At 38.4% G+C, this 20,669-nt stretch carries 18 protein-coding genes; 13 read left to right on the top strand and 5 right to left on the bottom strand.

What is annotated here, in order from left to right; translation table 11 throughout:
- Window positions 1–201: 201 nt before the first annotated feature.
- A complete protein-coding gene (locus ACSLUF_RS05225) occupies window positions 202–2,655 on the top strand; it encodes a prolyl oligopeptidase family serine peptidase (RefSeq protein WP_435625068.1) in 2,454 nt (817 codons plus the stop codon).
- Window positions 2,656–2,657: 2 nt separating this feature from the next.
- Here ACSLUF_RS05225 and ACSLUF_RS05220 read toward each other — a convergent pair whose 3' ends face one another.
- Both ACSLUF_RS05220 and ACSLUF_RS05215 read right to left on the bottom strand, forming a co-directional pair.
- A complete protein-coding gene (locus ACSLUF_RS05220) occupies window positions 2,658–3,968 on the bottom strand; it encodes an ABC1 kinase family protein (RefSeq protein WP_435625067.1) in 1,311 nt (436 codons plus the stop codon).
- 3 nt (window positions 3,969–3,971) lie between these two features.
- Window positions 3,972–4,628, bottom strand: coding sequence for a TetR family transcriptional regulator C-terminal domain-containing protein (locus ACSLUF_RS05215; protein WP_435625066.1), 657 nt, complete (start codon window positions 4,626–4,628; stop codon window positions 3,972–3,974).
- Window positions 4,629–4,956: 328 nt separating this feature from the next.
- On the opposite strand from ACSLUF_RS05215, the gene htpG reads away from it, so the two are divergent.
- The 6 genes from htpG to ACSLUF_RS05185 all read left to right on the top strand — a co-directional run bounded on the left by htpG (window position 4,957) and on the right by ACSLUF_RS05185 (window position 12,620).
- The gene (gene htpG / locus ACSLUF_RS05210) at window positions 4,957–6,846 is read left to right on the top strand and encodes a molecular chaperone HtpG (protein ID WP_435625065.1); all 1,890 of its coding nucleotides are present in this window, start codon (window positions 4,957–4,959) and stop codon (window positions 6,844–6,846) included.
- 123 nt (window positions 6,847–6,969) lie between these two features.
- On the top strand, window positions 6,970–8,364 hold the full coding sequence (locus ACSLUF_RS05205; RefSeq protein ID WP_435625064.1) for a hypothetical protein: 1,395 nt from the start codon (window positions 6,970–6,972) through the stop codon (window positions 8,362–8,364).
- Window positions 8,365–8,510: 146 nt separating this feature from the next.
- On the top strand, window positions 8,511–9,848 hold the full coding sequence (locus tag ACSLUF_RS05200) for a hypothetical protein (RefSeq protein WP_435625063.1): 1,338 nt from the start codon (window positions 8,511–8,513) through the stop codon (window positions 9,846–9,848).
- A 128-nt stretch (window positions 9,849–9,976) separates the two neighbouring features.
- Entirely contained in the window at window positions 9,977–11,092 is a 1,116-nt protein-coding gene (locus ACSLUF_RS05195) for a helix-turn-helix domain-containing protein (RefSeq protein WP_435625062.1), read from the top strand.
- A 443-nt stretch (window positions 11,093–11,535) separates the two neighbouring features.
- The gene (locus ACSLUF_RS05190; RefSeq protein WP_435625061.1) at window positions 11,536–11,946 is read left to right on the top strand and encodes a hypothetical protein; all 411 of its coding nucleotides are present in this window, start codon (window positions 11,536–11,538) and stop codon (window positions 11,944–11,946) included.
- A 41-nt stretch (window positions 11,947–11,987) separates the two neighbouring features.
- Window positions 11,988–12,620, top strand: a complete 633-nt coding sequence (locus tag ACSLUF_RS05185) for an MOSC domain-containing protein (protein ID WP_435625060.1) — start codon at window positions 11,988–11,990, stop codon at window positions 12,618–12,620.
- A 48-nt stretch (window positions 12,621–12,668) separates the two neighbouring features.
- Here ACSLUF_RS05185 and ACSLUF_RS05180 read toward each other — a convergent pair whose 3' ends face one another.
- Window positions 12,669–13,049, bottom strand: coding sequence for a hypothetical protein (locus ACSLUF_RS05180; RefSeq protein ID WP_435625059.1), 381 nt, complete (start codon window positions 13,047–13,049; stop codon window positions 12,669–12,671).
- Between the two features lie 202 nt (window positions 13,050–13,251).
- Here ACSLUF_RS05180 and ACSLUF_RS05175 point away from each other — a divergent pair, with 202 nt between their 5' ends.
- The 6 genes from ACSLUF_RS05175 to ACSLUF_RS05150 all read left to right on the top strand — a co-directional run bounded on the left by ACSLUF_RS05175 (window position 13,252) and on the right by ACSLUF_RS05150 (window position 19,405).
- Entirely contained in the window at window positions 13,252–14,130 is an 879-nt protein-coding gene (locus tag ACSLUF_RS05175) for an AraC family transcriptional regulator (protein ID WP_435625058.1), read from the top strand.
- Window positions 14,131–14,132: 2 nt separating this feature from the next.
- Window positions 14,133–14,729, top strand: coding sequence for an alpha-ketoglutarate-dependent dioxygenase AlkB family protein (locus ACSLUF_RS05170; protein ID WP_435625057.1), 597 nt, complete (start codon window positions 14,133–14,135; stop codon window positions 14,727–14,729).
- Window positions 14,730–14,747: 18 nt separating this feature from the next.
- Window positions 14,748–15,026, top strand: coding sequence for a TIGR03643 family protein (locus ACSLUF_RS05165; RefSeq protein ID WP_435625056.1), 279 nt, complete (start codon window positions 14,748–14,750; stop codon window positions 15,024–15,026).
- 119 nt (window positions 15,027–15,145) lie between these two features.
- On the top strand, window positions 15,146–17,344 hold the full coding sequence (locus ACSLUF_RS05160) for a DUF5916 domain-containing protein (protein WP_435625055.1): 2,199 nt from the start codon (window positions 15,146–15,148) through the stop codon (window positions 17,342–17,344).
- Between the two features lie 40 nt (window positions 17,345–17,384).
- A complete protein-coding gene (locus tag ACSLUF_RS05155; protein WP_435625054.1) occupies window positions 17,385–18,647 on the top strand; it encodes a DUF819 domain-containing protein in 1,263 nt (420 codons plus the stop codon).
- A gap of 65 nt (window positions 18,648–18,712) precedes the next feature.
- Window positions 18,713–19,405 (top strand): DUF4369 domain-containing protein, encoded by a 693-nt coding sequence (locus tag ACSLUF_RS05150; protein WP_435625053.1) that lies wholly within the window; start codon window positions 18,713–18,715, stop codon window positions 19,403–19,405.
- A gap of 4 nt (window positions 19,406–19,409) precedes the next feature.
- On the opposite strand, the gene ACSLUF_RS05145 is transcribed toward ACSLUF_RS05150, so the two are convergent.
- Both ACSLUF_RS05145 and ACSLUF_RS05140 read right to left on the bottom strand, forming a co-directional pair.
- Window positions 19,410–19,682: a hypothetical protein gene (locus ACSLUF_RS05145; RefSeq protein ID WP_435625052.1), complete on the bottom strand. Its 273-nt coding sequence runs from the start codon at window positions 19,680–19,682 to the stop codon at window positions 19,410–19,412.
- 24 nt (window positions 19,683–19,706) lie between these two features.
- The gene (locus ACSLUF_RS05140) at window positions 19,707–20,669 is read right to left on the bottom strand and encodes a type I phosphomannose isomerase catalytic subunit (protein WP_435625808.1); all 963 of its coding nucleotides are present in this window, start codon (window positions 20,667–20,669) and stop codon (window positions 19,707–19,709) included.

The following is a 20,669-nucleotide window of genomic DNA, read 5'->3' as shown; positions in this document are numbered from 1 at the left end:
CTATTGATTAAAGGGGAAAATAACTAATATTCCTTCCAGATTCGCAAAAAAAAGGAAAAACAATTTTCAAATCCATAATACAAAGACTCCTGTTCGAGAATTAGCGTACATGTTAAAACCTAAAACAGCCAGTAAAAAAGAAGGAATTGTTGTATTTTTAGAGGTATTCTTTTACAAATCTCATCATCAAATTTTATCCCTATGAAAAATAAGATTTTGCTACTATTCTTTTTACTTGGCACAATTGGTTTTTCGCAAGAAAAATTGAACTATCAAAAGCCTTCAGAAGAAATTTTGGAGCTTGTGGATGCTCCTTTGGCCCCCTCGGTCCGAATTACCGACGATGGCAAGTATATGGTATTGCTATACAGGGATTATTATAAGAGTATTGCTGAACTCTCTGAAAAGGAAATGCGTTTGGCCGGATTACGAATCAATCCGAAAACCAATATCGGTAGTCGAACTAACTATTACAACAACATCAAAATTCAAGAAATTGGCAGTGATGAGGTAATTCAGGTGAAAAATCTTCCAGAAAACCCCCGGTTGGCCAATTTCAATTGGTCTCCTGACCAATCCAAGATTGCGGTTACCAACACTACTCCTAAAGGAGTTGAGGTTTGGGTCTTGGATTTGAAAAAAGCTGAAGTAACCCGATTGACCAATGCCAATGTAAATGCCAATATGAGAGATGTCATCAATTGGTTCAAGGATGGAAAATCCGTGCTGGTGAAAATGCTACCCACAGACAGACAAGAATTAATCAATGTGGCAGAAGCTGTACCCAATGGGCCTACAATTTCAGCAAATGATGGTAAAAAAGCGCAGAACCGTACGTATCAGGATTTGCTAAAAAACTCAAATGATGAATTCAACTTTGAACAATTGGCGCGATCAGAACTTTTTAAAGTTGGATTGGATGGAAGTATGTCGAAATGGAAGGAAGCTGCGATGTATAGCAACATCAGTTTCTCGCCAGATGGCAATTATGTAATGGTTACTAATGTAGAGAAGCCTTTTTCATATTTAGTCCCCTATTATCGTTTCCCTTCCAAAACCAACATATATGATTCAAACGGTGCTTTGGTTTCCAATTTACTGGAAGTTCCTCTTATCGAGGATTTGCCCAAAGGGTTTATGGCAGTTCGCATGGGAATGCGTTCGGTTTCTTGGCGAGATGACAAAGCCGCTACTTTAGTTTATGTTCAAGCCTTGGATGGGGGTGACCCAGAAAATAAAGTGGAATATCGGGATGAAGTGTTTCAGCTTGAAGCTCCATTCAATACGCAGGGCACAAGTATGATTAAACTAAAGAATCGCTATTATCAAATTGAATGGGGAAACGAAAATATGGCCATTGCTTATGATTATTGGTGGAATACCAGAAACCTAAAGGGCTATCTCTTTGACCCATCCAATGCGTCCAAGGAACCTAAAATTATTGAGGATAGAAATTATCAAGATGTATATAGCGACCCAGGGTCGTTTGTCACCAAGCGTGGCAAATATGGTACAGATGTTTTAGCTATGGATGGAAATAGTGCCTACTTATTGGGTGATGGATTTACCAAAGAAGGCCAGTTCCCTTTTGTAGATAAAATGAATCTCTCCTCTTTGGAAAAAACTCGTTTGTATACTTCAAAATTAGAAGGCAAGAAAGAAAATTTAGTGGATTATAATGTTGAAAAGGATGAATTGTTAGTGAGAATTGAGTCGCCCAACGAATACCCAAATTATCACTATAAGAGTCTGATTAAGCGAAAGGGACCCATGCAGTTGACGAATTTTGAAAACCCTTTCAAAAGTTTGCAAGATGTCCATAAAGAAGTAATTACGTATAAACGGGATGATGGATTGGAGCTGAACGGCACCCTATATTTACCAGTTGGATACGACAAAGACTCAAAAGAAAAAGCACCCATGATTCTATGGGCCTATCCGAGAGAGTACAAGGATAAAAACAGTGCTTCACAGAATACGCAAAACCCCAACGAATTTACATATCCATTTTGGGGGTCCCCCATCTATTGGGTCACCAAAGGGTATGTAGTTTTGGATGATGCAGCTTTCCCAATTATTGGGGAGGGTGAAGAACAGCCCAACGATACCTTTAGAAAGCAATTGGTGGCCAATGCTAAGGCAGCCATTGATGCGGTGGATGAGATGGGCTATATCGACAGAAATCGTGTCGCAGTAGGTGGTCATAGTTATGGAGCCTTTATGGTGGCCAATTTGCTTTCCCATTCCGATTTATTTGCTGCCGGTATTGCCAGAAGTGGTGCCTATAACCGAACCTTGACCCCTTTCGGCTTTCAAAGTGAAGAGCGCAATTATTGGGAAGCCCCAGAGGTCTATTACACCATGTCCCCATTCATGCACGCAGATAAAATGAAAACACCCTTGCTTTTGGTGCATGGCGAAGCAGACAATAACTCTGGTACCTACCCCATGCAAAGTGAGCGTTATTTTAATGCGCTTAAAGGGCTTGGTGCAACCGTACGCTTGGTGATGTTACCCAAAGAAAGTCATGGATATCGCGCAAAGGAAAGTATCCTTCACCTGCTTTGGGAGCAAGACCAATGGCTTGAGAAGTATGTAAAGCAAAAAACGGAAAAACCTATTCTGCCTGAAAAACCATTAGGTAAAGACAAATAGTCCTAAGGCAAATATTTTTGGAAATTATTGACTTGCACTACAGCCTTTAAGTCATGCAGCAAGTTATAGAGTCCAAAAAAGGTACGATTCATATACAAAAAGTGTTTGGAACCCCTGTTTCCATTCATTTTTCGTATTTGTTCGTCTTTGGAATACCGTTCGCTTAAGTCCGCAATCCTATTCCAGAAGTCGTCTGAACCAAAATCAAACTCCTCCTTATTAAAAGGGGAGGTAAACAAAGTCAACATTTCTTTGAAAAGGGCTTTAAAGAACTCGAGTTCCTCTTTTGAATCCGTTGGTGTTAAGATTTCCAATTCGTACAACTTTTCCATAAAAATGGAGTCATTGTTAATGTTCTCTTCTTTCGCTAGCTCAAAATAAGGCTCGTAAAACTCGATTGGAATTTCCTTGATACATCCAAAATCAATCGCGACTAAGGTGTTTTTGGGGCTCACCAAAAAATTACCAGGATGTGGGTCGGCATGTACCTTACGAAGCTCGTGAATTTGGAACATATAAAAATCCCAAAGTGCCTGACCCAATTTGTTCCCTAAATCAGAATTAAAATCAGTTTTTGCAAATTCACTTAGGTGTTTGCCTTTCATCCAGTCCATAGTCAAAATACGTTCACTGGATAAACTTTCGTAGTATTTTGGGAATTCTATGTTTGGAATGATAGCACAGGCTTGTGTAATCTCTTCGCTTTGTTTTAGCTCCAAAATGTAGTTGGTTTCCTCAACCAATTTGTTCTCAACCTCCTTAAAATACTTTTCAGAATCCTTGCCTTTCAAGTTGAACATGCGGATGGCAATCGGTTTTACCAAGGCCAAATCACTACTTATACTCTGTGCGACCCCCGGATATTGGATTTTTACAGCCAATTCTTGACCATCCTTCTTTGCCTTATGGACCTGACCTATGCTGGCAGCATTGATGGAGTCTTTTTCAAAAGAGTCAAAAATATCTTCCGGATACTTGCCCAAATACTTTTTGAATGTTTTTCTTACCAAAGGAGCGGACAATGGAGGAACGGAAAATTGAGAAAGGGAAAACTTTTCCACATAGGCACGTGGCAGCAAATTCTTTTCCATGCTCAACATTTGGGCGACCTTCAGCGCACTTCCCTTCAAACTCTTTAATCCATCATAGATGTCCTCAGCGTTGTTCTCATTGAGTTCTTCCTTGGCAACTTCAGGATTTACAAGTTTTTTACCGTAATATTTGACATAGTTACCGCCTATTTTTACTCCGGTCTTAACCAGTTTTCCCGCTCTTTCTATTTTGCTAGTAGGAATACTATCCAATGTTTTCATAGGCTAGGCAAAGTTTTCTTTATAAAGGAATTTTCCAAAATCGAGAATTTTTTCAAGGGAATTGTTATCGAAAACCTTGAAGATGGTCGTTACTGATTTTTCTATGGCGATGTCTGTTTTCTCAAAATCAGCGGAAGTATCATCCATCCAAAACTTTAATAGAAATAGGGATTGAACCCAGGCGCCTTCCGAAAACAATTGAGGGTTTTGCCTTAAAACCTTTACGTTTTTTTCGCTATTACTTTCCTCTATCAAAGCTGTAGCAAACTCTTTTATATTTTTTCTAAGGTTTTTAAGTTGCCCCATATTTTCAAGCTTGTTGCTGTGATGCTTCAGCACAAAAAGAACATAACTTCTGTTCAAAGTAAGATTCTCAAAAAAGGTAAAGAAAAAGGTCAGCATTTTTTCCTCATTCGACATAGCATCATACTGCTCGTTTTTCTGCATTACGCTTATGGTATTATCATAAAACCACTCCCAGATGACCTGCTGCAGTCCTTCAAATGAGCCAAAAAAATGATAAAACTCTTCTTCTTTAATCTTGTTCGCCTTGCAAAACTTATAAATTGATTTTGGCAACACCTCGTGCTCCAACACGGTATCCATAAACCAACCTATTATCTTTTCTTCACTAAGCTCACTCGATGTTGTCTTTGCCATACTATCAATTTTATGTTTAAACAAAAATACGATTATTAGAACAGATTAAATAACCTTTGTAGAATAAGAAAACGCACTTCCGGGCGAAAGTGCGTTCTCAACAACCTAACCAATAAATAAACAAACTCGTTATAGTATACTAGTTCATAGCAATTTTCTATAACACTACAAATATAACTATTTGTTTAGCTTTTCAAAATAATCAATAAACAAAATGTTGTTAAAGTTTTCAACTGATCGTTAAAATGCTTAAAGTGTCAGTTTGTCAGATTCCCATGAATGGTATTTTTTTTGTCGAAGAAAAATCAAAAAATAAACAGTTTACAGAATGGCAACAGGTAAAATCAATGTTTCCGTAGAAAACATTTTTCCCCTAATCAAGAAATTCCTTTATAGCGATCATGAAATTTTCTTAAGAGAGTTAATTTCCAATGCTACTGACGCTACCCTCAAGTTGAAACATTTGACCTCCATTGGTGAGGCTAAAGTGGAATATGGAAATCCGATGATTGAGGTAAAAGTGGATAAAGACCAAAAACGTATTCACATCATCGATCAAGGGATTGGTATGACCGAAGATGAAGTGAAAAAGTATATCAATGAAGTTGCATTTTCAGGAGCCGAGGAGTTTCTGGACAAATACAAGGATGCTGAAAAAGATGCGGGGATTATAGGACACTTTGGTCTTGGTTTCTATTCAGCCTTTATGGTGGCCGATAAAGTAGAAATCCTAACCAAAAGTTTTAAGGACGAACCTGCAGTGCATTGGGTCTGTGATGGCTCACCAGAATTTTCATTGGAGTCCGTAGAAAAAACAGAAAGAGGTACAGAAATTGTTCTTCATATCGCTGAGGATTCAACAGAGTTCTTGGAAGATTCCAGAATCCGTGAGCTCTTGACCAAGTACAACAAGTTCATGCCCATTCCCATAAAGTTTGGAACAAAAACGGAAACTTTACCCAAACCAGAAGGTGCGAAAGAGGAAGACCCTGCTCCCACACAGGAAGTGGATGATATCATCAATAACCCAACTCCGGCATGGACCAAACAACCCAAAGATTTAAAAGACGAGGATTATAAGTCCTTCTACAGGGAATTGTACCCCATGCAATTTGAAGAGCCCCTATTCAATATTCATTTGAATGTTGATTATCCCTTCAATTTGACTGGTATCCTTTATTTTCCAAAGTTGACGAACGACCTCAACATCCAAAAGGATAGAATTCAGCTATATCAAAACCAAGTTTTTGTAACCGACAATGTAGAAGGTATAGTTCCTGAATTCCTGACCATGTTGCGAGGGGTTATAGATTCTCCAGATATCCCACTAAATGTATCTAGGTCTTACCTTCAGGCTGATGGAGCTGTCAAAAAAATATCTTCTTATATCACCAGAAAGGTAGCTGATAAATTGACTTCCCTTTTCAAAAATGACCGAGAGGATTTCGAACAAAAGTGGAACGATATCAAGGTGGTTATTGAATATGGAATGCTTTCTGAGGATAAATTTTTTGAAAAAGCGGACAAATTTGCACTCTATCCAACAGTGGATGGCAAATACCACACTTTTGAGGAACTAGAAAATACAATCAAGGAAAATCAAACGGATAAGGATGATAGGCTTGTAGTTCTCTATGCCTCTGATAAAGAATCGCAGCACAGTTACATTGAGGCGGCCAAAGCAAAAGGATATGAAGTACTCTTATTGGACTCTCCCATTGTATCCCACTTGATGCAAAAATTGGAGACTTCCAAAGAGAAACTCTCTTTTGCTAGAGTGGATGCTGACCACATTGACAACCTTATCAAAAAAGAAGACACGGCCATTTCCAAACTTTCTGATGAGGAAAAGGACAAATTAAAAGAGCAGATTGAGGGTGTAATTGGCGAAAAAAGTTCATTTACTGTCCAGCTGGAAGCTATGGATAGCGCTGCCCAACCTTTCATCATTACTGAACCCGAATTTATGCGCCGCATGAAAGACATGCAGCAAACCGGTGGCGGCGGAATGTTCGGCATGGGAAATATGCCAGACATGTTCAACCTTATCGTGAACACAAATCACGAATTGGTGGGTGAAATCCTAAACACCAAAACTTCCAAGAAAAGGGAACGGCTCATAAACCAGTCCTTAGATTTGGCAAGACTCTCCAAAGGCCTGCTCAAGGGAGAAGAACTTACCAATTTCATATCCCGTAGTTATGAGATGATCAAATAATTCCGAGTTTTATTTTCGGCTCGACCGGAATTGGAACTGGTTAGGTATACTAGAAGACCCGTCAGGTTTAAATAACTTGTCGGGTCTCCTTATATTAGAGCAACTTTTTTTAATACACCAACCATGGATTATAAAAGCTCGGATTTTAAGAAGCTACTGGATAAGCTACAACAAGAAAGTTGGCAATTGGAATTGATTATTTCAGGATTTGCCATTTATGGATTATTCACTGCCCTGGAGCCTTTGGAAGTTGAATATTTGATTTCCATTAAAAATGATCAAGCCATTTATAAGAACATCTTGCAAGCTTTAACAAGTGGTACCTACATTCTTATGGGCTCTTTATTGATCCATGTTATACTAAGGGGTTTATGGATCGGCGCACTGGGTCTTCGCTACGTATCGGGTGAAATAGACTACGATCATTTAAAATACACCCCAAAGTTTACCGTGTTTCTAAAAGAAAAAGTAGGTTCTTTTGATCGTTATATTTCACGTCTAGAAAATATTTGCAGTACCGTTTTTGCATTGGCATTCTTAATGGTCTTCTATTTTTTATCGTATTTCTTAGTTGTTGTAGTTTTTGGTATTGTCACCTTCATTGTTCAAAAAAGTGGTTGGTTTTCAGAAGACACTGTGGTTACCATTATTGCTGTGCTGGGTTTCATTTATTTTATACTTGTCCTTTTTTTATTTTTTGATTTTATAACCTTAGGCGGTTTAAAACGTGATAAATGGACCTCTAAATACTTTTTCCCTATTTATCGTTTTTTCGGTTTTATTACGCTGGCGTTTTTGTACAGACCGTTGGTATATAACTTTTTGGATCAAAAAAGGGCAAGGTGGGTATCCACTTTCATCTTACCTGTCTATTTGTTAGGCACTGTTTTCTTGAGCTTTTTTGGGATGGTAAACTCCAACTACCAAATATTTGGGCAAGGTTCTTCCAGCGTTTTTACCAGTAAAAATAACTATGAGGACCAGCTGACCGAAAAGACCGATTTAGTTCAATTCGTGTCACTTCCTTCCAAAGTTATAGACAAACCGTATATGCGCGTTTTTATTGGTTTCAATGATTTTTTGGAAGAAGCCGTTTTGGAAAGGGATAGTACCCTTATTCCCGAAAAAGACCGCAGGGGTTATTCATTTAGACTAGGTAAGTTCTTAAGTGCTCCAGGGATAAATGCCAACTTTTCGGATGGGCATATAGCACGAAAACAACCCCGATATCTTGAATTATTTGGTAAACTCTACAACATTAAGATTGATTCCACTTTTTTTGAGAAGGAGTTTGTAATGACAACCGATAAAAACGATAGGTTTGGTTTTGAAACCTTTGTCGATCTCGAAAATCTAGATAAGGGGAAACACGTATTCCGTTTGGTTGGCCCAGATCCAAGGAGAGATAAAGAACTAGACACACTAATAACTATACCCTTTTGGTATTTCCCGAACAAAAGCTATTTAGCTACCGAGGCTCTCTCTAATTTAACCAATGAACCACCACCGGAAAAATAAACATTAGATTGTACTACAACCAATCGGTAAAGACCAATGAAAACACATTCCGAATTAGTAGTCCATACAAACCTGAACTATTGAAAGTTTTGAAAGTCCAAGAAAAGTAAGAACATTTGTGACAACCACATAAAGACATAGAAATAATGAGTACTGATTACAAAAGCCCCTCTTTTAAAAAGCTATTGGATTCTTTGCAACAACAAAGCTGGGAGTTGGAACTCATTATTTCTGGGTTCGCCATTTTTGGTCTGTTTACGGCTTATGGCCCGATTAGAACATCGATGCTCAATGCGCAAAGCGAAGAGCAGATGTACAGTTTTGTAATCTTCTTCGTGGCCATGATTGCCTGCTCAATCTTATTGTTCAACTTATTGTTGCATGTAATACTACGAGGGCTTTGGATTGGAGCATTGGGTTTGAGATACGTCTCGGGGGATATTGATTTTAATGAGCTTAGGTATAGCGAGAAGTTTAAGAAATACCTCAAAAAGAGAATTGTGTCTTTTGATAGGTATATTGCCAGTTTGGAGAATTATTGCAGTGTACTTTTCGCCATTTCATTTTTGTTGATTTTTTATGTGCTGGCGGTTACCTGTGTAATCCTTTCGATGGTTTTGGTTGCCAATTTTATTATCGACAGTGATTACCTACCAGAATGGGTATCTAAAGGGGTTGGAGCAGCTTTGATGACGTTTTTGGGGATTGGGATGTTCCTGACGTTTTTTGATTTTATAACGCAGGGACTACTGAAGAGAAACAAATGGGTGGCTAAAGCATATTTTCCTGTGTATTGGGTTTTTAGCTTTCTTACCTTGTCATTCTTATATAGACCTCTGGTATATAACTTTCTGGACCACCGTTTCGGAAAACGTCTAATTCTACTCTTGACTCCGATTTATCTCCTCATACTGTTTTTAACATCAATAGAATATAGGAATTCAAACTTTTGGGATAAAGAAAGAAACTCTTCAGAAATATTTGCCAATAGGGAAAATTATATGGACATGTTGGATGAGGAAGAGGATTATCCTGGAGATATTGTAATACCCTCAAAGGTTATCACAAAAAAGCATTTGCAGGTGTTTATGCCCTTTACAGGAAGTTTTGAAGAGCGGATTTTTTCTTTTAACGAGTCACTAAAACCAGAAAAAGATCGGCGCGGCTTAAAATCGAGTATTGTATTCAATACCAGTTGGAGTGATTCCATTACAACCCGAAGGCAAAAAGATAGTCTTCGGAAAAAATATATGGAGACTTTCAACTTCATCTATTCCTTCAAAATAGATAGTTTGGATTTTGATGGTGATTTTCTTCTTACCACAGACAAAAAGAAACATCTTGGTTTTGAGACCTATCTAAACCTTGACAGTATTTCGGAAGGAAAACATATGTTACGGTTGGTCCGGAAAAAAATCGAAAAAGATGGGGATACCACCAAACTTTTGTTAAGGAACATCCCATTTTTTTATTTCAAGGAGTGACCCTATGCTATCCTTGATGTAACTGTCACGCAATGAAGTTGTTTCGTTATAAAAAAGCATCGGAATTACCCAATAAATACTAATTTTCTCCCTTTATTTCATTACCTTTTCCTATAAAAGCTGATGAAATGGAAATCAACTACAACATCATTTCCACTATTCACATTTTTGGATTCTTACAAGGCCTGATTCTTGGTTTATTATTGCTGCGCATAAGCCGAAAAAAAAATAGGTCCACCTTTTTTTTAGCTCTTTTTGTGCTGACCTACGCGTACTGTTTTGTTCCCATTATTCTGGAAGACATCAATATCTTGAATTACTATCCAAGACTACAGGTACTTCCCAGGCCAGGGGAATGGCTACTGGCAGCATTGTTTTTCATGTACATTCAAAAAATATCCATTCTCAGAAACGAAAAAATCAAATATTGGTGGCTATATCCTGGAGGAGTTATTCTTTTAGCACAAATTGTTGTTTTTTTTCTCCCCCCATCCACCAAGCTGGAGATTTCGAATGCAATTTGGTATCGCCCCGTTTTCCTTTTGGGTCATTTGTACTCCACTGCCATACTGATATACGGTATTCAATTGCTTCGAAAACATACTCGGGAAGTGGAGAACCAATATTCCAATGTGGAATCCAAAAACTTGGTATGGGTTCGTAGATTCTTGCTTTTTGCTGTGTTTCTATTTGCAATGCATTTTATCGCCTTCTTTACTTATGAATCCACAACAGTTCGAGTAATTTATGCAGGCATGAATGTATTTATGCTATACTGGGCATCCATTCATGGCGTAATACAACAGAATATTCTTCCCGCTACTTCCAAACAACATTCAGATTCTAAACTAAATCCCAATACTAAGGTCAATACCGAGGTCCCGCTTCTTTCTTTCAATGAAATGCAAAACATTGTGAACAAGGTGGAGCATTATATAAAAGAATCAGAAGCATTTGTGGACAGGCACCTAACCATTGCCAACGTTTCAGAAGTTCTGAAAGTGCATCCCAAAAGAATTTCAATGTCCATTAACAAGGTTTGTCAGGAAAATTTCAATGCGTATATCAACAAATACAGAATCGAGAAAGCTGAAAAATTGTTGATGGATAAAAACAAAGGGAATCTAAGTATCGAAGGGATTGGCTATGAAGTAGGATTCCAGAGCAAAAGTACTTTTTATACTGCTTTCAAACGTATAACCGGCACCACACCAAATAGATACAAAGAGAGGTTGGCTTCATAAAAATCGAAAATCATCCAACAATCCAAAAATATTGAATCTAAGGTAACTGTATGGGTCATGTTGAGTTTTTTGGATATAAAATCGAAGCTCTTGTATAGCAATCGTGAAACACTTTTTAGTAGGACGTTCTTTTCTTCATAAAGTTCAACTTTTCAAATGGTATGCAATTCAGCATTCCGAACTTGAAAAAACCAAGCAAAATTGGTCATTCCCCAGTATAGCGGGATATTTGCAGCCTCAAAATTTTTACATGGATTTATCAAAATATGTAAGCTGGTTATGTTTGGCCATAATATGGGCTTGTTTCGTGGTTTGGGAGATTCAGATACAGACATGGATACAAATCAATCCTTCACTTGTAGTTCGCTATGATTTAATGCTTTTGCCCTTACTAGTGGTTGTTTCTTTTTATGTGTTGTATATCACTTTAAAAAAGTGAAAAAATGAAATACGTACAGTTAAATCCGGAAGGTAATTTTGACCTTTGGGATATCGAGAAAATAAAGGAATTGAATGATGAGAATCAAATTGGGGATTCTTTAGGACAGAAACTCCTTTACGAAAATGGAACCTCAAGACTTTGGGATATTACCCTTTGGCCCAAGCAACGCATTCCTTTTCGCAAGCATCGCTTTCCCTGCAGTTTTGTTTGCCTTACCTCCGGTTTGGCCATCTCCCGTTGCAAAAGTGGTAAAATAAAGCTCATTCAAATTGAAAAAGGTGATACGGAATACATGGAACCTGATCAGGCAAATTATATCCATGACCTTGAAAACATAGGGGACTCGGTTCTTAAGTTGTACGTTTTGGAATTTCGCTACGAATTGGACAAAGAAACGCAATTAAATCACTAAAGTTTAGGGATAACTACATGCAGGTTTAGTACCTTACTGGCATGAAAGTTATCAGCACCAATTTGGCCAAACCTGTTTTCTTTGAATGGAATGGGGAGACACACTCAACTGGTATTTTTAAATACCCGGTTACCCAAGCTTTAACCCTACAAGAAGAGGATGTGCAAGATGACACCATCGCGGACCGCAGAGTACATGGAGGCATCTTCAAAGCGTGTTATCTGTTTTCTTCTGACAATTATCCCTATTGGAAAGAAAAATACCCCCATTTGGAATGGAATTGGGGTATGTTTGGGGAAAATCTTACCGTAGAGGGGCTGGATGAAGCCCAGTTACAAATTGGAAGTATATATCGATTGGGTACCGCTTTGGTGCAAATTACACAGCCCAGAGAGCCTTGCTACAAACTCGGGTACCGCTTTGGCAATCAAGATATTTTAAGAGAGTTTATTGAGCACGCTTGCCCAGGAACCTATGTCCGTGTTCTGGAAACTGGACAAGTAAAGAATGGTGACGAATTAAAGTTAGTGGAAGCATCTAAAAGTCCACTGACCATAAAACAGTTCTATCAACTGCTTTTTTCACGTAAAAAAGACTCCGCATTGGTACAACTGGCCGTTGCAAACGAGGCACTACCACAACGGAAAAGAGAAAGATTAGCGAAGTTTCTATAAAAAAGAAAGCCCCATACAGGGGCCTTCAAACTGAAATTAACTAAACAACTATTTAATTTTCATAGTTTCGGTGTACGTACCCAATTTGTCTACAACAACAACGGTGTATTCATCTTCAAAAGCTCTTTCAAAGTTGAAGGCTTTTTCAATAACCACTTCTCCTTCAATGGTTTCGCTATAAACTATTCGGTTTTCACTATCCACCACCTGAAGCACAACGGTACCTTGGGTCAAATTCAATAGGTTCAACAATAACTTGTCACCTTTCTTTACAAAAACAGGATCTAGTGTAACGTCTATCAAGTTTTTCTCAACTTCCGTTTTTGCGATTCCTTTTTTACCAAACTTTGTTGCTGGTCCATTTGCAAATCCTACTACAGATACCATTAGGAATCCAGCTGCTGTCAACGATTTAAAAATTGATTTCATAACGTTTCGTTTTTATAAGATTACAGGACAAAACTACCTGGGAAATCATTCTAAAAACACAACCATTTTTTCAAATATCTATGCAATTTTACCACTTAAGAAGTGTTAATGAAGTATTAAGGTTAAAATAGTATAGTTTTTTGTTAATTTTGCATAGATTATCTATTTGGGCAACGTATACTTTTATACTATGAAAGGAAAAATGGCGACGACATTACAAAAACCTACTTTTGAGTCAATTGCACCAAATTTTGGGCATTCTTTTACCTATCAAAAGTTCAGTGCAAACAAGGAGAACAAGAACAATGGGTGGCATTATCACCCAGAGTTGGAGCTGGTATATATTAACGGTGGGTCAGGAAAACGACAAATTGGGAGCCATGTCTCCTATTTTAGGGAAGGTGACCTTATTTTGATTGGATCAAACCTTCCACATTGCGGGTTTACGGATAAATTGACCGGAAATAAGAGCGAGACCCTAGTTCAGATGAAATATGATTTTTTGGGAAGTGATTTTTTTGACATCCCAGAAATGAAAAACATCCAAAAGCTATTTGAAGTAGCCAAGGGTGGGATTGCATTTCACGGCAAGACCAAGATGAAGGTTGGGGAAAAAATGGAAATTCTGGAATACCAGACGGATTTTCAGCGCTTACTTTCCATTCTAAATATTTTGAATCTTCTGGCCACCTCAGATGACATGCGGGTGTTAAACGCTGAAGGCTTCTCCATGGAGACAGAAATCAAGGACAACGACCGTATCAATTTGGTTTTTAACCATGTTAAGGCACATTTTAAAGAAGAAATTACCCTAGATGAAATCGCGGATATTGTGAGTATGACGGTTCCTTCTTTCTGTAGATATTTCAAGAAAATTACCAATAAGACCTTTACCCAGTTTGTCAACGAATATCGATTGGTTCATGCTTCCAAACTTTTGGCAGAACAACCTATGAGTATTACTCAGGTGTGTTATGAAAGTGGATTTAATAATTTTTCGCATTTTAATAAATCCTTCAAAGCATTTACTGGTCAAAATCCTTCTGAATATAGAAATCAACTTAAAACTGTACTCCAATAAACATGCAACTCTTTACCGAGAAGCGAGATTTAGGTTTAGTTGATAGCGACATCTGGTATTATCCTAATTTTTTGAACAATAAACAGGCCAACGAATATTTTGATATTCTTAAAACGGATACACCTTGGCGACAGGATGATATTAAGGTTTTTGGAAAAGTCTATGCCCAACCGCGTTTAACGGCTCTCTATGGAAATAATGGTCGAAGTTACTCCTATTCCAATATTACCATGGAATCACTATCGTTTACCAAAGAGTTGAAGCAACTCAAAAGTTTAGTGGATAAAGAAGCTGGAGTTGAATTCACAACCTGTCTTTTGAACTTATATCGAGATGGAAAAGATAGTAACGGCTGGCATTCAGATGATGAAAAGGAACTAGGCCAAAATCCTGTAATCGCATCAGTTTCCTTGGGTGCATCCCGGTTTTTTCACTTGCGGCATAAATCGGACAAAACCATAAGGCACAAAATACTTTTGGAGCATGGAAGTCTTTTGTTGATGAGAGGTGAAACCCAACACTTTTGGCAACATCAAATCGCCAAGACCGCTAAAAAAGTGGAGGAACGTATTAACCTAACATTCCGGATAATTCAATAAACCGTATTTTTGCAGGGCATGAAAAAGAATTTTTCCGAACGGGAGATAGACCGTATTATCGAGATGGCCTGGGAAGACAGAACCCCTTTTGAAGCCATAACTTACCAATTTGGAATTTCCGAACAAGAGACTATTGAACTCATGCGCAAAGAAATGAAGCGCAGCAGTTTTAAAATGTGGAGAAAACGGGTTCAAGGTCGAAGTACCAAGCATGCCAAACTAAGAAGCGATGAAGTAAATCGCTTTAAGTGTAATTTACAGCGTCAAATCACCGGAAACAAAATTTCAAAAAGGTAAAGCGCAATCCAAGCCTGAACTAAATTTTAAAGGAATCTTAAAATTAAGAGTTCAAAAACATTTGGGATTTTTTTAACGAAGCTTCCCCTTAAATTTGCCCGACTAATTCGAACTAATCCATGTCAAAATATTTTTTGATATTTTGTGCGTTTGCTGCACCTTTTCTGCTATTCTCTCAAAACTCTTCCAAAAAATTTGTTGTCAAGTTCATAAACCAGCCCATTCAAATTGATGGTATACTGGATGAATCCATTTGGGAAACCGCAGAAAGTGCCCATGATTTTCAACAATACTTTCCAACCGATTCCATCTTGGCCGTTCAACAGACTGAGATTAGAATGCTATATAGCAGTACTACCCTATATATTGGCATAACACTAAATGCAGAGGGAGACGACTATATTATTCCCTCTCTGGAGCGCGATTACCGAGCAGGAGGAAACGATAACATAAGCTTGTTATTCGACACCTTCAATGATGGCACCAACGCTTTTTTGTTTGGTATGAATCCCTATGGGGTAAGAAGAGAGGCCCTAATTTCTAACGGAGGGACCACATTGAGCGGATTTACTACCTCATGGGATATTAAATGGCGCGGAGAAGCAAAGATTACGGACGATGGTTATGTATGTGAAATGGCCATACCCCTAACCTCATTTAAATTTGCGCAAGGAGAAACCAAATGGCGGTTCAATAGTTATCGGTTTGATATGCAGACCAATGAAACCAGTACTTGGGCAGAGATACCACAAAATCAATTCGTTTTCAATCTTGCCTTTATGGGGGAAATGGTCTTTGAAAAACCCCTAGGGAAATCCCGTACTCCACTGGCGCTGATACCCTATATTAACGGACTTGCCCAAAATGACTCTGAAAACAATGAAAGTCAAACTAGCGTAGCCGTTGGTGGTGATGCCAAGGTGGCCATAGGAAATGGTCTTAATCTGGATATTACCGTAAATCCCGATTTTTCCAATGTTCAGGTAGACGATATTTTTACCAACCTTACTCGATTTGAAATATCATTGCCTGAAAGACGGCAGTTTTTTATCGACAATAATGACCTTTTTGGAACATTCGGAAGCGAGAGGGATGCCAATCCTTTTTTCTCCAGACGCATCGGAATTGCCGAAGACATTGATGGCGAATCTATAGAAAATGGTATAATTGGGGGTGTTCGACTTAGCGGAAAGCTGAATGAGGATTGGCGTTTGGGATTTTTAAACCTTCAAACCGAAGAGGATGTGGAAAACGAAATTCCCAGCAACAACAACACCGTTTTTGCCTTACAAAAGAAAATGTTTTCCCGTTCCAACCTAAGCTTCATTTTTGTAAATAGACAAACCTTTGGTGACTATGACTTCGTGGAGGAAACCGATCGCTACAATCGGGTTTTAGGTTTGGACTATAATTTGGCCTCATCAGATAATACCTGGGTAGGCAAATTCTTTTACCACCAATCGTTTGCCCCTGAAATTGGCAATGAAAGTAGTTCTGCCGGTGCTGATCTCTTTTACAATTCCAGACATATAAATTTTGGTCTTAGAAACTCATATGTAGGAAACGATTTTCGCTCAGATCTTGGATTTATAAGGCGCACCGATGTAATTATTACCAGACCCTTCATAGAGTACAACTTTTGGCCCAAAAAAGGAAAAATAAACACCCATGGGTTCCGTTTTTCACCAAACTTCATCTGGAGGCCAACATTTGATTACCAGAATACGGATTATACCATTTTCAGTCGATGGGGAGCAGAGTTCAAAAACCAATCACAGTTTGGTATTAGAATGTTTAATAGGTTCACTTTTTTGGATGAACCTTTTGACCCAACAGGTACAGATGGAGCAGTTGAATTGCCTGGTGATACGGGCTATTATTATACCAGTTTTGAGTTTAACTTTGATTCGGACCCTAGGAAGGTTTTTTCCTATTCCGTTGAACCAGGTTATGGAGATTTTTTTAATGGCACACGATTTTCATTAGAAAGTTCCTTCAACCTAAGATTACAACCAAAGTTCTTTTTATCACTTAACTTGAATTATGACCGTATTAATCTTCCGGACCCTTTCCCTGATGCCGACCTTTGGTTAGTAAGTCCCCAAATCAATATTACATTCAGTAAATCCATTTTCTGGTCGAATACCATTCAATATAGCAATCAACAAGATAATTTGGGTATCAACTCTAGGTTACAATGGCGTTTTGCTCCCTTGTCAGATTTGTTCATTGTGTATAATGACAACTACTTCGTTGAAAATTTTATGCCTAGAAACCGCTCCATAAATTTACGCTTGACCTATTGGTTAAATATTTAAACTTGTTGATTTTTCTATATTTGACGAAAACCAACTAGGAATGAATCAACTACCCTTTACCGAAGACACCATTATCTTCGGACTTCTGTGTCTTTGTTTAGGATTTGTCTTCTATACCTCTTCCATAAAAAAAGGTTTCTGGAAAAAATTCTATGCTATTGTGCCTACGGTTCTTATGTGTTATCTGCTTCCTGCGATTTTAGCAAGTTTGGGAATCGTTAAAGAAGAAACATCAAACACCTATTATATAGCCAGTAGATATCTCCTGCCCGCAGCACTTATACTAATGACCTTAAGCATCGACTTAAAGGCCATCTTCAATTTAGGCTCAAAAGCCCTCATTATGTTTTTGACGGGAACGGCAGGAATTGTGATAGGTGGGCCCATTGCTATACTTATTGTTTCCATTTTTTCTCCAGAAACCGTTGGGGGCAGCGACTTCGATGCTGTATGGAGAGGATTGGCAACAATTGCTGGAAGTTGGATAGGTGGCGGAGCGAACCAAGCAGCTATGCTGGAAGTTTTCCAATATAATCCTGAAAAGTTTGGAGGCATGGTCCTAATCGATATAGTAGTTGCCAATATTTGGATGGCTATTATTTTGCTGGGTATTGGTAAATCAAAGCAAATTGACAAATGGACGAAAGCGGATACCTCATCCATTGAAGATTTGAAGAAAAAAGTCACCGAATACACAGAGAAAATTGCACGAGTTACCAGTCTCCATGATTTTATGATGATGCTTTTCTATGCCTTTACCGGGGTTGGAATTGCACATCTTTTGGGTACACATTTTGCAGAATTTCTGGAAGCTAATTTTGAGGTAATTCGCAATAAAGAAAAAATTCTTTCCTCTTTGGGCTCCAAGTTCTTGTGGATGGTGGTTTTCGCCACAGCAATAGGCATTGGACTTTCATTTACGAAGGCAAAAAATTACGAAGGAGCCGGAGCAAGTAAAATTGGAGGTGTCTTTATCTACATCTTGGTAGCCACTATTGGTATGAAGATGGACCTAGGACGAGTATTGGAAAATCCTGGGCTTATCGCTATTGGACTTATTTGGATTTCCATACACGCCGGATTATTGATTTTGGTCGCCAAACTTATTAAGGCTCCTTATTTTTTTCTGGCAGTGGGCAGTCAGGCCAATGTGGGTGGAGCCGCTTCGGCGCCCGTTGTTGCTGCGGAGTTTCATCCCTCGCTTACATCAGTAGGTATTTTACTTGCCGTGTTTGGATATGTGGTAGGAACCGCAGGTGCTTACATTTGTGCTTTGTTGATGGAAGTGGCATCCCAGATGTAATAGGTTACCTTCATCAGTAAAAATTCAGGAATTATATGCATATTTGCCCCGCAAAAAATGTTTTCATGAAACGAATTCTATTGTTATCCATTTTAAGCGTATTGGTTTGGTCGTGCACTGAAGAAGAAGAAACCAATATGACAGTTTCTGGCACCATAAAAGGCTTAAAAAAGGGGAAGCTGTTCTTTCAACAATTCCAAGATTCTTCGTTGGTCAATTTGGATTCTTTGGAAATTAAAGGGGATGGTACCTTTTCCTTTTCCCATTATTTGGAGACTCCAGAAGTATTTTACCTCTACCTCGACAAAGTAGATAATAACGACATAAACGACCGTATCACATTTTTTGGGGAACCAGGTGAAATTATTATAAACACATCTTGGAAGACATTTGATATTAGTCCCGAAATCTCAGGGTCTAGAACCCAGGAAAAGATGGAGGAATTCAAAGAAATGATTTCCCGTTTCAACATAAAAGAATTTGAACTAATGACTCAATTGGACACAGAAGAAATTAAGTCCGATTCTTTGGCAACGGATTCCATTCAGGAACTCTTGCGAAAAAATATTATTGGTCGCTATCGCTACGCACTTAACTTTGGGCTGAACAATTTAGATTCCTATGCAACTCCATATTTACTGATGGTTGAGGCCGCTGAGGCCAATCCAAAATATCTGGATTCCATTTATGGCCAGCTTACCCCAGAGGTATTGGAGTCAAAGTACGGTAAGGAATTCAAGAAGTTTTTGGGAAAATAAACTGTTAATCTCCCAGTTTATTTAACTCTTCCACCAATTCAGTAGCCTTCACTTCCAGTTGCGACCGGATATCCTTAAAATGGATTTTCTTGTCATCAACCTCTTTTTGGTGAATTTTCGACATTAATTCGTCAAAAGCCATAATGGCTTTATCAATGATTACACTGCCCTCGTCAGAGTTAGTATTGTCTGAGCCTGCTTCCCAAATGTAGACCGCCTCTATAATATCGCCCAGTACAAAATTTACATCTTTTTTTAAATCGCGAATACTAGCCATATCCCGTTTTTTCCAAAGGTACTATTAAATGCTTACTTCTAAAAGTGTTGCTTTATTTGTCTCGATTTTTACAGATTTACTGGCCGCTGGCACCAAAACAGTCTCGCCTCTTTTTAGGGTGGTACTACCTTCTGAATTTATAATGGTAGCACCTCCGCCAACACACATATAAATAGTGAATGAATCCCTGGAAGATAAGTCCACTTCCATATTTTGGTCAATTTTCAAGTAATTCGTCTTGAAATATGGAGAATCCACCATACTATTATGGGTATTGGTTTGGTCTGGGTATGCAACCTTAAAATCATCTTTCTTTTCATAATCCATAGCATCCAAAGCCAGTTCTGTATGAAGCTCTCTTAAATTTCCATTTTTGTCTCTCCTGTTGAAATCAAAAACTCGGTAGGTAATATCCGATGTCTGCTGTATTTCAGCTAACAAAACCCCGGCTCCAATAGCATGTATCTTTCCGGTATTAATAAAAAAGGTATCTCCCTCTTCTACTTCTTCATAATTCATTAAATCCAAAAGGGAATTGTCCTCCAAACTTTGAACATACTCCTCTTTTTCAACCGTTCTATTGAAACCAACTATCAATTTAGCTCCTGGGTCAGCATCCATTATATACCACATTTCGGTTTTTCCGAAAGAATTGTGTCTCTCTTTGGCCAAATTGTCATTGGGATGCAACTGGATGGAAAGGTCCTGCTTGGCATCGATAAACTTGATTAAAATCGGGAAATCCAGCCCAAAACGATTCACTACACTTTCACCTAATAGATGCTTTCCTTCCTTTTGGATTACTTCGGTTAGTGATATTCCTTTCAAAGGGCCTTCCGCAATCTCTGAAATATCTCCATCAACCCCGGAAAGCTCCCAACTTTCTCCGGTAATCTCACTTTCAATGGGTTTCCCCAAAACGTCTTTCAATTTGGTGCCTCCCCAAAGTCTTTCCTTGAGAATGGGTTTGAATTTAAGTGGATACAA

Source organism: Flagellimonas sp. (assembly GCF_965601775.1).
Lineage (GTDB): Bacteria > Bacteroidota > Bacteroidia > Flavobacteriales > Flavobacteriaceae > Flagellimonas.
This window is presented reverse-complemented; position numbering and strand designations above follow the sequence as displayed.